The sequence below is a fragment of the Pseudomonas sp. NMS19W genome, from assembly GCF_051554255.1.
GTDB classification, from domain to species: Bacteria; Pseudomonadota; Gammaproteobacteria; order Pseudomonadales; family Pseudomonadaceae; genus Aquipseudomonas; species Aquipseudomonas kribbensis.
This window is the reverse complement of the sequence record NZ_CP136718.1, coordinates 751,454-762,903: the sequence shown is the minus strand read 5'-3', so window position 1 is coordinate 762,903 and position 11,450 is coordinate 751,454. Positions and strand designations below refer to the sequence as shown.

General features: G+C 53.1%; 10 protein-coding genes. 6 read left to right on the top strand and 4 right to left on the bottom strand.

Annotated features, from left to right (window positions below; genetic code table 11):
• Positions 1-77: 77 nt before the first annotated feature.
• Both R1A29_RS03290 and R1A29_RS03285 read left to right on the top strand, forming a co-directional pair.
• Positions 78-2,645 (top strand): hypothetical protein, encoded by a 2,568-nt coding sequence (locus tag R1A29_RS03290; RefSeq protein ID WP_438300654.1) that lies wholly within the window; start codon positions 78-80, stop codon positions 2,643-2,645.
• Positions 2,590-4,053 (top strand): hypothetical protein, encoded by a 1,464-nt coding sequence (locus R1A29_RS03285; protein ID WP_438300653.1) that lies wholly within the window; start codon positions 2,590-2,592, stop codon positions 4,051-4,053. The genes R1A29_RS03290 and R1A29_RS03285 overlap by 56 nt, the downstream gene beginning before the upstream one ends.
• A 106-nt stretch (positions 4,054-4,159) precedes the next feature.
• On the opposite strand, the gene R1A29_RS03280 is transcribed toward R1A29_RS03285, so the two are convergent.
• A complete protein-coding gene (locus R1A29_RS03280) occupies positions 4,160-5,074 on the bottom strand; it encodes a hypothetical protein (protein ID WP_438300652.1) in 915 nt (304 codons plus the stop codon).
• Positions 5,068-5,970 (bottom strand): hypothetical protein, encoded by a 903-nt coding sequence (locus R1A29_RS03275; protein WP_438300651.1) that lies wholly within the window; start codon positions 5,968-5,970, stop codon positions 5,068-5,070. Before R1A29_RS03275 ends, R1A29_RS03280 begins: the two co-directional genes overlap by 7 nt.
• A 427-nt stretch (positions 5,971-6,397) precedes the next feature.
• Between R1A29_RS03275 and R1A29_RS03270 the strand changes: the two genes are divergently transcribed.
• The 4 genes from R1A29_RS03270 to R1A29_RS03255 all read left to right on the top strand — a co-directional run bounded on the left by R1A29_RS03270 (position 6,398) and on the right by R1A29_RS03255 (position 9,714).
• On the top strand, positions 6,398-6,880 hold the full coding sequence (locus R1A29_RS03270; RefSeq protein WP_438300650.1) for an isochorismatase family protein: 483 nt from the start codon (positions 6,398-6,400) through the stop codon (positions 6,878-6,880).
• 138 nt (positions 6,881-7,018) lie between these two features.
• The gene (locus R1A29_RS03265; protein WP_438300649.1) at positions 7,019-7,384 is read left to right on the top strand and encodes a DUF6124 family protein; all 366 of its coding nucleotides are present in this window, start codon (positions 7,019-7,021) and stop codon (positions 7,382-7,384) included.
• A gap of 236 nt (positions 7,385-7,620) precedes the next feature.
• The gene (gene rimJ, locus R1A29_RS03260) at positions 7,621-8,208 is read left to right on the top strand and encodes a ribosomal protein S5-alanine N-acetyltransferase (protein WP_438300648.1); all 588 of its coding nucleotides are present in this window, start codon (positions 7,621-7,623) and stop codon (positions 8,206-8,208) included.
• Positions 8,209-8,277: 69 nt separating this feature from the next.
• The gene (locus R1A29_RS03255) at positions 8,278-9,714 is read left to right on the top strand and encodes an ArnT family glycosyltransferase (protein WP_438300647.1); all 1,437 of its coding nucleotides are present in this window, start codon (positions 8,278-8,280) and stop codon (positions 9,712-9,714) included.
• A 64-nt stretch (positions 9,715-9,778) separates the two neighbouring features.
• On the opposite strand, the gene R1A29_RS03250 is transcribed toward R1A29_RS03255, so the two are convergent.
• Both R1A29_RS03250 and R1A29_RS03245 read right to left on the bottom strand, forming a co-directional pair.
• Positions 9,779-10,600 carry a phosphatase PAP2 family protein gene (locus tag R1A29_RS03250; RefSeq protein WP_438300646.1) on the bottom strand — a complete coding sequence of 274 codons (822 nt, stop codon included), beginning with the start codon at positions 10,598-10,600 and terminating at the stop codon, positions 9,779-9,781.
• The gene (locus R1A29_RS03245) at positions 10,597-11,268 is read right to left on the bottom strand and encodes a histidine phosphatase family protein (RefSeq protein WP_438300645.1); all 672 of its coding nucleotides are present in this window, start codon (positions 11,266-11,268) and stop codon (positions 10,597-10,599) included. Before R1A29_RS03245 ends, R1A29_RS03250 begins: the two co-directional genes overlap by 4 nt.
• Between the last annotated feature and the right edge of the window lie 182 nt (positions 11,269-11,450).

Below are 11,450 nucleotides of genomic sequence, written 5' to 3'. Positions count from 1 at the left end.
GTTTTTTCCTGTGCCACATCACGAGAAAGTAGAGGGTTGCCAACCAACCGAGGCTGACAAAAGGCCTGGAAATCGCTATGGAAAACTTCGACGATGAGATTGGCAGAGCTATAGAAGCAGGCCAGGCCAATCTCCGGGCAATGACACTTGTACGTAACTGGTGTTTCCACGCCGAAATCACAAGGAGTGGTGGCAGGGGGATGATAGAAGAAATGACCAACCTCCCTATTGGTCACATGGGCATGCAATGCAAATACTCCAAATCGCACTCAATGCAAAGTTGGCGACTAGAAGATGCTGCTTATGACTTCTACATAAATAACTGCAAAGGGTGTACAAAACGTGTTCACGTAGGGCTCCCCAACATATCTGCCTTCATTGGACCAAGGGAACAAGCTGCTGATCTCCGAAAAAAAGAACGTGAGAAAGAAGAAAATTTAAGAAAACAAAACCAAGATCTTAGACGCCAAGCACGGGCAAAACTACGTCACGAGTCCTCATTAGAAGAAAGCTTCGTCCTTGACCTGCTGGACGAACTTGATCAGGACTCAATCGATAGCGAAGATCCTCGCCTCGAACAGCTTGCAAAGCTAGCACCTGAGACCTTCACTAGAAATATCATCCTACATGTACTACCCGATGTCTTATGTGGAAACTTACCTTATTCAATTTCAGCAGGTAAAGCATTACTCAAAGCCTCGCTGGAAGACGAGGAGCGGCTCCTAATCGCTATCCGATTGATAAAAGCGGGTGAAATGTCAACCTATGCCGTTGATATTGTTCTGTCTAAATCTGAGGCGATCCCCTCAACGGATCTCCCAATGATAGTACGCCGTTTTGCAACACTAGCCTTAGGTGCTCCCCCTGGACAAATATTCGGATCCGTAGTGCGAGAAAGCCTCGACAGCAGACCTATTCGTCAACTTTTCGCATCCAAATCAACAGAAATCAGCTCAAAAATAAAAGAGTTATTAAGTGATCCAAGATCGGACGCGGTGCAGGATGCCTTAGAGATTATACTTGCCACCAACGATAATGACTTACTCTTGCTGCATGCAAGAACGGTCATTTCGAAACTTATGCGCAGGCGAACATTATTCCCTAACGAGAGGAAAGACAGCGCAACCATTTATTATTTACGGAAGGCTGCAGAAAAACTTCTAGAATTTTCTCCAGCCAGTACCGACCTGCTTCTTGAGTCCTATCTCGCAGACAATGACGAAATAGGGCGGAAAGAATACTGCAAAGTCTACTACTCAGTTCTTAATCAACCCTATGATGAAGCTCCACGTATCGGCCAGGCACAACGAATAGCATTCAGAAGGCTACTATGGAGCGCTGTTCAAAGCCCTACAGACTCAGGAAGTGAAGCAGCCCATTTCTTTCTTAATCCGCGAGAGCGTTTTGAAGAGCTGGCCGCTTTTCACTTCGACGACATGATTGGGGCCGCTGCCACGCTGGGAAGAATACATGATGACGAACGAGAAAAAGGACTTGTTGATGTTCCCGAAAATCTATTCTCTGAAATAGACAAAAGGAACAAACTTTCGGCAATTGATAGGTTACAAGGAGCATTAATCAGTTGGGCAGCGAAAGGCGCAAACTATAAAGGTGTCGAAGGCATCGAAGACTTTTTGCGGCTTTACCGAGGTTTGCCCAACGACCAAATTCTATTACGCGGAAAGATGATCGGCGCTATCTCTTTACTCCTCACGGATGTGCAAAGTATAAATCTTATACTATCAGATTGGTACCGCGCGATTTTGGACGAACATAGCTTCATCCGGGCCTCCGCCATTGAGGCATGGGAGAAAGTCCCAAGAAAATTAATCGAAAACTTTCCTAATCTCTTCATAGAATCAGTGGCCGTTCTCTTAACAGACCCTTATATAATTGTCCACAAGGCTGCCGTTCGCACCTTACGACACAACCCCTTACCCAAAGAACACTCTTCCATAATACAAAATAAGCTTTGGAGCTTAATCCTCCACTATTCAAATACAAACAAACAGGATGAGTTCACGGTAGACTGCATTGAAACACTGATATCCACTGGCATATCAGCAGAACAAATAGAGGGATCAACGGGCAAGTTTTTATCAGAAGTTACTTTAAGGCTTGAACAGGGCGCACTATACCGCGCAATCGAACACCTAGGGCGCAGCTTAAAAAACGCTCCGAATTTTACAAAGGTCGCGACTAAAGCAATTCAAGATAATTATATCCGATCTATCTCTATCGATTCCGCTTCTGCCATTATACTACGCGCGAGCAAAAACGAACTCAGGAACTGTTCAGACGATTTAATTTCAGCATTCAACAAACTTGACCTCTCCAACCCAACAAACTTCAGCGAGGCTTTGCTGTATATCGCCTCACTAAGCAGGGCCGGACTACAGGAACTTGCTGAGGGCTGCCTATTAAAAATAACAGAAAACATTCCTAATGAAGACAGAGCTACACATTGGCTACTACAAGCTAGTTTAGTTTCCACATCCAGCCGCATTGAAAAAACCATCAAAAGCGGAATCACCAACAAAGAATTGTTCAGCAACTGGAAAAAGCTAACATCTGACCTGGAGAAAGAGAATGAGGCAAGAGCCAAAACTAGAAATTTTCCACCAGATTTTTTCTTTGAGAATTGAAATCTGGTCGGCACTTGAAGATATTCTACTGCCAACACACAGAGAATTCTCCGAATTAAATACGGCCTGTACCAAGCTGCAAGACAATCTTGCAACATTCACATCCTCAGACATAGTGGACGATTACAAGGCTCATTGCACTGCGGCTACAATATTCATACTGTTAGCAGAGTGGCGACACAGTATTCGCGTTGCGGCACCTGACTCCCAACGTTTCTTGCAGTCAGCGAAGCTTCACGTTTCCGATATAGATCGCAGTTTAAGTTTCACAATGAATGACCGGTTACTAAAATTCTTTTCCACAGTGGAGAACCTTGTCAATCCAAGCGACTTATTTGCCATACAGAAAGATTTGCTCAACTGGCCTCTCCCTCTACCGCTTTTTTTGAAAAGCCGGAGCAGCGGCTTATCGATTTCACACACTAAACTACCAGATCAACCCGCTGAAAATCTCGATTCCACGATCGCCTTTCTAAAATTTGATATCGATGGCCAACCTGCAAAAAACTGGAATTATTTGAAACCAGGAATATCATACGATCTGGCCATTGAGGTCAGAGTGTCGAATTGGCCAAACGACGCACACTCACTTTCTCTCTCTCCAGTGACAATGGACTCAAGAGAGAGAAATTGGCTTCCGAGCTTTAGATTCTCGAAACCTGATGGCGTACACCCATTCACATTTACGGCGACTGGTCGAGCAGTTTTAGAAGTCGCACACTCATTTGGCTCACGGCCCTATGAGTTTCTCTACGCAGCTGAGTTTGACCAAATAAATGGTCGGCAAAAGGTCACTACGATAGGCCATAGACGACTTTTGCTAGAAGGCTGCGATGTTGTAGCCAACCCGCTTACCGGTTTCTCAAATATCGACCAATATCTTCTTAAAATAAGGAACGAGTTAAGAAGCCAACCTGGGATTAACCCTGACGACATTTCCAACGCTATGGTTTTACTTTCAGGGATTGGGAACATTGCTGGCCAAGCCCTGAGAGATGCAATCTTTGAGACTGGGACTTCTGAGCGTGCTTTTCAAAGCAAGGCGACCGAAATGCTGCGAAACCGCAGCGATATTGGAGAAAGCCTTCAAGCTCATGGCGAAGCCGCTGGAGGTATAACCGACCTGAGCTTTCACAGCATTCCTCTGGAATTGAAGGTGGAGCACAAGAAAGCTTTACTGCCAGAACACTTTTCGAAATATTTTGAACAAGCGGCCGCATATGCAATTGGGTTTGGCAAACGGATCGCTATACTTTCCGTACTTGAAACCTCTGAGAAATTGACCCCCATCGGAGTTATCGAAGACGATATAAAAGTCTTTGCCCATCAATCAGGCCAATCAATTATTCTGATTATAGTGGCCGTTATTAGAGGCGGTTTTCCTAAACCAAGCTCATACTCACGTTGAAACAAATTACATCCTACTACCAAAAAAGCTGGCTCCCCCATTAGGCGATCAAGACCCAGACTAATAAAAAAGGGCAACGGCCACCTCGCCTCGAGTTTCTCTGGGATCACTCTTGGCAAATCACACAACCGAAAGCCCCTACCTCAGCACACGCGGCAAAGTAAGACGAGAGGAGCCAATAGAGCTGCACAAAATAAGGGTCAACCCGTCCTCCGACGTTCATCCTGTCAAATTCTGCCGCTACGGCAGCCTTGCTGAGCGATGACGTCACAATCGCTACCCTCTTCATGGTATGCGGAGCACTACGACACTGGGTAACAGCGGCTTGGACGGCGGCCATGGTCCCTCTACAGACTCGCTGGATCCTAGTTCTTTGTCTGTCGTTGTTGTAACAGCGGTCCCATACCCCAAATTTCGCTGCCATTTTCGGTTCTGGAAGTGCCAGGTTTCCCAGGTTTTTCAGCGCCTGGCTGACCGAAATATGGAACGGGCTGGCACCCAGTGAAAGCGCCCCATGCTTGGCATGATAAAAGGTGATCCGAGGGGAAGCTGGGTCTGTTCTGAATCCGATGAAGTCAGCCCATTCTTCGTTGAGATCGTCACACACGATGACATCATCCTCTGCCGCAATAGGGCCAAGAATTGCCCCAAAGGTTGAAGTATCATCAAATGTCGTATGCGCTGCCGAGAACGTCCCTTTCTCACCCGTGACGTGAGCAAGCTCTTCACTTGCGAATAGGTAACCCAAGAAAGTAGCCCCTCCGCTCGTGAGGGAGTCGTCCTGGTACACGCTTCCGTCGATATAGGCGTACTGAGGTTGATCGAACAACACAATGAAGGCGTCGTTTTGATCGATGAAGCGTCTAAGCGGCAGGCGGTTTTCATCTGTTCCCAGTACATACTGTGTACTCTCGACAGAGACGTCCGAGATCGAAGGGACGTCCAGGCTCCTCAATGCGATTCGAGTTTTGTTCAGCGCGATTCCGCCAACCTCATCTCCTGTCACAGGATGCTTCAGCAACGCCTTCCCCCTGCCTGCTCAACAGTAAGAACATGCGTCAGATCCTGAATGATGGCTTCAACCTCTACGCGTCCCAGCTCCCGATAGCCCGCACCGTTCGGCTTTACGAATCGTACGGAGGCATCATCAAAAATGCTCTCCTGCAAGAGTGCAGTGTCTACCGCAAATTGTGTCGGCAGTGCACTGAGTTGGGATAGCTCTAAAGGTCGGGCAAAGGTGCTCAGGAAGGCTGAAGAATCGGCGCCGGCATTGGCCGTGATCTGGTCGATAATTGCGGTGGCAAAATCCACCAGATGCTCATGGCCAGATCGGTCAGACCGCTGGGAAATGCGTCCCGTCCGTGGGGTGGTGGAGAAATGCTCTCCGTCGTGGCGGAAGCTGTACCCGAGCGGCGCGAAACGGCTGGATGAAGTCAATCCAACATTGTTCAGAAGGTTCTCCCCTTCAAGCGTCTTCCCTCGCAGGGCTAGTCTAGAGGTCGTCATATGCCGGAGCCGAACGCGACCGAATACAGAGCTCTCGGTGGTTATCCCGGTATCGATATCCTGAGCATTGATACGTAAGAGATGCGCTTTGACAAACGCCGGGGTGAGATCCAGTTGGGATTTGAACACCGCAATGTGATCGCTGTACTCGACAATCAGCAAGTAGCCACTCACCTTTTCAAACACTTTGGTGGTATCGGCCAAGAAGGCTGGCTTACGATCAAACTGGAAACATACAGCCGACCAAAGGGCGTCACCATGCGGCTGGCGGACGTAGCAAAAATGGTTATTAGAAGGGGTAATCTGACCTTGCCGCACCGCTCGAAAAAGCTGATTAACTGCTTTAGCTGTGAGAGGGGCGCTTTGTTTGTAGAAATAGCAGGACTTGCTGGCTTGAAGCTCAGTGATCATAACCGTATCCCTACCGAGGCGTAGTGGCCTGTTGTCGATGCACAAGCCGCCAAAGTAGCCCAATGCTATTACAGGTGTCTAGCCGAGCAGGCATACCTACTTGCCTTCTTGAACTCCCTCTCCTGACCGCTTCTGCCCCACCTATGCCAGGTTGCACAAAGCATCTTGAGAAGAAAAATAGAGGCGAAAAATTTACTACTCCGAATTTTCCTTCATGACATTGACTCATAGAGAAAACCTGAACAGAGCAGTTTTCACTAAAACCGTATTCCAATCGGTATTCCACAAACAAAACATGCTAACTATTATTCATACAAATCATATATATACAGCAGCAGTTCAACTTACCCCGGCCCACCAACTCTCAACGACAAGGCCCGCCAAGTGCGGGCCTTGTTGCATCTGGGGACTTATATCCGGAGTGCTCATGCGCCAGGCACTGCTGATCATCGACGTACAGCCCTGCTTTTCCCCGCCGCAATGGCTGGTCGAAGGCATCCGGTCGCTCATCGGCAAACTGCCCAGCGTCGCCACGGTCGAGCGCCATGATGAAACCCGCACACCGTTCCAGCGCCAGCTTGGCTGGCACCCGGCGGCGGACGATGAAAGCCTGATCGCTGCGGATCGCATTTTCATCAAACACGGTTATGTGCCGTCGATGGACACGATCGATTATCTGGAAGGCCTGAGCCTGGATCGTGTGTTGGTTTGTGGTCTGCAGACCGAGACTTGTTGCCTCGCCGCCGGTTTTGCGTTGTTTGATGCAGGGTTCCAGCCGACGTTGCAGACCGATCTCACCGTGGGTTCTCCGCTGGATCGTTCGGGTGGGCTGGGTGTGCGGCTGTGGGAACACCACTTCAAGCACACGCTGACGATGAGTGAACTTAGATCCTTCCTGCCATCGTCCTAGGAAATTTCCCTCAACACGCGTCGACTTTCATGAACTGGTGCCCCCCGTTATGCAACGTTACTCTCCGGTCTTCGTTGCACGTAGGTGAACGGCACTGACGCCGAAGCGCAAGGATCACCCCTCACATGGAGTCCGGTCATGAAAAAAGACACCCCCGATCCATCCGAAAATCCCCCGGTTGCCGAGTCCAGGACGATCTCGACTTCCGAACGTCCCATTACCGTTGCCCGCAGGCGCAATTCCCGGCTTCTTCCGGTCGATCAGATCTTCAGCGTGCGTCCCGACGCCGACCTGGTCACTCTGTTGACCCACGCCAGCCAGAACCTCGCGGCGCTCAATATGATGGCGCATGATCTCGTCCACCGACCGGATGAGGTGCAACGGGCGCGGATCGTTGCGATGCATCAGTTGGCGGGGTTGGCGGAGATGCTGGTCAGCAGCGCCCTGAGCAAGCTTGATCCATTGCAGCAGGCGGCCGATTCGAAGCCGGTTATCTGCCACTGACCCTCTTGAAAGAGCCGAAATCAGGGGACCTGGCGTCTTGAACGAAGGTGCAGCGAGATGAATTTTTCTTCACTGCTCCGCTTCCGCCAAAGCTGTAAAGTCCGCTCGCTCATTCAAGAAACTACGGTTCGCCCGCTCTCCTGCGGGCTTTTTTTTGCCCGGGTTTTAGCCACGCGTTTGTGTTTTCCCGCCCACCACGCAATTCTGGCGATCAACCCCGATCCCCGGAGCCCCCAATGCCGCTGTTGACCCTCCCCTGCCAACGCCTGACGCTCGCCGTGCTCGACCCTGATCAGGCGTCTCTGGAAAGTGATTTCTACCAACGCAACCAGCGTCATCTCGCCCCGTGGTCACCGATCCGCACCACCGACTACTTCTCCACCGAACAGATCCGCCGACGCCTTGAAGTCCAGGCCAGCGCCTTCGACGCCGGACTGGCGGTGCATATGGCGTTGCTGACTCCGGACGGCCAGCAAATGATCGGCGCCTGCAATTTCAGCGGGATCATTCGTGGCGCGTTCCAGGCGAGTTATCTGGGTTATCACATCGATGCAGCCCATCAGGGTCAGGGTCTGATGCAGGAGGCGCTGGAGTCCGCCATCGCGTACATGTTCGAGGCCCAGAACCTGCACCGGATCATGGCCAACTACATTCCCGGCAATGAACGCAGTGCGCGGTTGCTTGAGCGTCTTGGGTTCGAGAAAGAAGGCTACGCCAAGGCGTACCTGAACATTGCCGGGCGCTGGCAGGATCATGTGCTGACGGCGCTGGTCAATCCGGGGTTTGAGGCGCCGGATCAGCGCTGGTCGCGACGACTCGTGTGAGTTTCACAATTTGTTAAGCATTGACGAAGTATGCTCACGCCTCTCGCCCCTTCCGGTTAACTGAAACCTATGTCGTCGCGTGCCGTCACTTCTCTGTTCCTGCTTGCCGCCCTGCTGTTTTTCTTCGCGTTGGGTAACCATCAATTGCAAGGCTCCACCGAGGCCCGCGTCGCCGGCATCGCCATGGAGATGCATCTGGACGATGACTGGGTGACGCCCCGACTGTTCGGTGAACCGTTTCTGGAAAAACCGCCACTGAGTCTGTGGCTGGACGCCGGCGCCATGCGCGTGTTCGGCGTGTCGCCGTGGGCGGTGCGGCTGGCGTCGGCGGTGGCCGGCCTGCTCAGCGTGATGATTCTGTACGGCATGCTGCGGCGCTTCGGACGGCCGAAAGCGATCGCGTGGACCGCGGGCATTCTGCTGGCGACCATGGCCAGTTACTGGAGCAACGTGCGCGGGGTTGGCGAGGATGCGTTGCTCGCACTCGGCGTGACCACGGCACTGCTGGCGTTCTTCCAGGCACAGCGCGCCTCGACGCCGGGTAATTCGTTGCTGTTTGTGGTCGGGATTGCGATCGCCACGCTGAGCAAAGGCGTGCTCGGTCTGGCGATGCCGGGGGTGGTGATTTTCGCTTACCTGCTGGCGGACAACCTGATGGATAGGCGCTTCAAACTGATCGAGTGGCTGCGGCCCGGTTTGTTGACCGCGCTCGGGCTGATTCCGCTGCTGATCTGGCTCGCGGTGCTCTATCAGCATGGCGGCGCCCAGGCCGTCAGAGAGGTCTTGCTGACCAACAGCGTCGGGCGCTTCAGTGGTTCCTTCGTCGAAGCCGGGCACTATGAGCCGTTCTACTACTACATCGCCAAACTGCCGGAAGCTTTCCTGCCGTGGAACATTCTGGTGTACCTGGGGCTGTGGCACTTCCGCAAGCAATTGAAGGCCAATCGTTACCTGCTGTTTTTCAGCCTGTGGATCGTTGCGCAGTTCATCATGCTGACCCTGGCGTCGAGCAAGCGCACGGTGTACCTGATGTCGATGACGCCGGCAGCGGCAGTGATCGCGGCGGAATATGCGGGTGTACTGTTCGAGAGGTTGAAGGACCGTAACAGCGGGTTTGTCGGATGGATCGCCCGTCATCGTCAGGCATTGGCGGCCGGTATCCTGACGGTGGTGATCGCCAGCTATCTCGGCGCCGCGCAGTGGGCACTGCCGAAGGCGGACAAGGAATTGTCGTTCCTGCCACTGACCGAACATATCCAGAGCCTGCAAGCCAGCGGCCATCAGGTCGCGCTGTTCCAGGCCAACGAACGGGTTGGAGGCGCCAGCGTGTTCTACACCCAGAGCGTCCTCAAGGGCCTGGATACCGATGCGCAACTGAAGGATTACCTCAGTGCCTCGCCTTCGAACATCGCGGTGATGTCAGGCGACAGCGAGCCCGCCGCCCCGTTGAAAGTGCTCAAGACCATGATGGTCGGGCGCCAGGCGTACTACTTCGTAGGCTATTGATACAGCGATGCACAAACGAAAAACCCGCCGGTGATGGCGGGTTTTTCATTTCAATCGCGACGCCTCAGAGAGCAGCCTCAGGCTGTGCACTGAACACCTCTCGCTCACGCTTGCTCAACACCGGCAACTCCAGACGCGCCCGTCCATAAAACGCCAGCGCCGTCAGCAAACACGCCAGCCACACGAAGATACCGGCCCAGAACGTGTGGGACATGTAGTGCCAGCCCTGCAGGACGCGTGTGGTGCCGTAGACGAAACCGAGCAGCAGCGAGCCCCACAACAAGGCGCTGGAGAAGCGCCACTGATAACGTCGCGCGACAAAATACAGCGCCAGCATGGTGAAGCCGCCGGACGCATGTCCGCCCGGCCAGCAACGGCCGTCACCGGCTTCATGGAACAGCTGGAAATTGTTGTACCACTCGATGTGCGCCATCTTGCCGCCGTACAGCGTCGTTTCGATCGGGCAGTAAACGCTGGTGTGGGCCTTGAGGAAGTGAATCACCCCGGTGCACACCGCGAACGCCACCACCACAAACAGAAAATCCCGGCGATGGTCAGCGGCAAAGCGCAGCACAGGCGCCACTTTGCAGCGCTCGAGGAACCCGGCGAGACGCGAGCGCTTCTGCGGATTGACCAGCGGCCAGACCACCGACAGCATCGCACCGACCAAGGCAATTTCAGCGGTCCAGTTCGGAATGATCCGCGCCCACTTGTGGGTCAGCTTTTCAAAGAAGTGAATCTTGTCGAGGGGGAAGGTATTGGTCAGCGGATCGAACAGCAGATTACTGAAGGCAATGTCGATGTTCGTCATGTCGAACATCAGAAACACCACAGCAGCACAAAACAGCGGGATACCGAAGTTGTAAGCGTAAAAGCGAGCACTCATCGGGTGGACACCGTGCGCCAGTCGGAGGCCTCGATGAAGCCGAGCATTTTCGGAGCCGCCGGGTTGGCAGCGGAAACGAACAGCGAGGATCCATAACCGAGGGTCGAGGTCGGCACCTTGAGGTCTTTTTCCAGTTGCGCCATGCATTCGCTGTGGGTAACCAGGATCAGATTGCGCCCCGGGACCTTGTGCGCGAGCGCATCCTGCAACATGCGCCCCTTGCAGCTGATCAGCCAGTCTTCGCCGGTCGTCGCGTGGTTGAACATGTAACCGGCGGTCTGCACGGTGCGGGTCATCGGGCTGTTGTAGATGTCGGCATGGTTCAGGCCCAGGTGTTCGAACTGTGCGCCGACGGCGACCGCGACGCTGCGCGAACGGTCGGTGATGCCGTCATTGCCGCTCAGGCACGGCGCCGGGGAGTGATCGCAGCGCTCGACATGACGCACCAGCACGATCATGTCGCCCTTGGCCCAACCGGCCGCCAACGCCTGCGCACCGGCCACATTACCGTGGGCCAGATCAGGCACCGCCACCGGGGCAAGCAGCCACAGGGTCAATGGCACCACCAGCGCCAAGGTTGCCAGAACAACCCCGGCGTTCCGAAAACGGGCCAAACCGCTCAGGTCGATCGAGCGTTTGACGCCGAACAGACTCAGTCTCAATTCCACAAAAATCCGCCTCGCCAGTTCGCAGCACTGTCATTTGATCCGGCGAAGGTACAGAGGCCCCCGTGGGCAGCCAGTGAAAGTCATGTGAAAAAAGTCTTGGGATCCCTTGTTACAAATTCCGTCGGACAAAATCCTTTCAGCTCTCGGATTTGCGGCCGATACAGTCCTGCTAACACCCTTGC

What these genes read in the sequence shown, in the direction of transcription:
- R1A29_RS03285 (WP_438300653.1), top strand. Translation starts at nt 2,590, where the DNA reads ATGAGGCAAGAGCCAAAACTAGAAATTTTCCACCAGATTTTTTCTTTG.
- R1A29_RS03270 (WP_438300650.1), top strand. Translation starts at nt 6,398, where the DNA reads ATGCGCCAGGCACTGCTGATCATCGACGTACAGCCCTGCTTTTCCCCG.
- R1A29_RS03275 (WP_438300651.1), bottom strand. Translation starts at nt 5,970, where the DNA reads ATGATCACTGAGCTTCAAGCCAGCAAGTCCTGCTATTTCTACAAACAA.
- R1A29_RS03250 (WP_438300646.1), bottom strand. Translation starts at nt 10,600, where the DNA reads ATGAGTGCTCGCTTTTACGCTTACAACTTCGGTATCCCGCTGTTTTGT.
- R1A29_RS03265 (WP_438300649.1), top strand. Translation starts at nt 7,019, where the DNA reads ATGAAAAAAGACACCCCCGATCCATCCGAAAATCCCCCGGTTGCCGAG.
- R1A29_RS03290 (WP_438300654.1), top strand. Translation starts at nt 78, where the DNA reads ATGGAAAACTTCGACGATGAGATTGGCAGAGCTATAGAAGCAGGCCAG.
- rimJ (WP_438300648.1), top strand. Translation starts at nt 7,621, where the DNA reads ATGCCGCTGTTGACCCTCCCCTGCCAACGCCTGACGCTCGCCGTGCTC.
- R1A29_RS03255 (WP_438300647.1), top strand. Translation starts at nt 8,278, where the DNA reads ATGTCGTCGCGTGCCGTCACTTCTCTGTTCCTGCTTGCCGCCCTGCTG.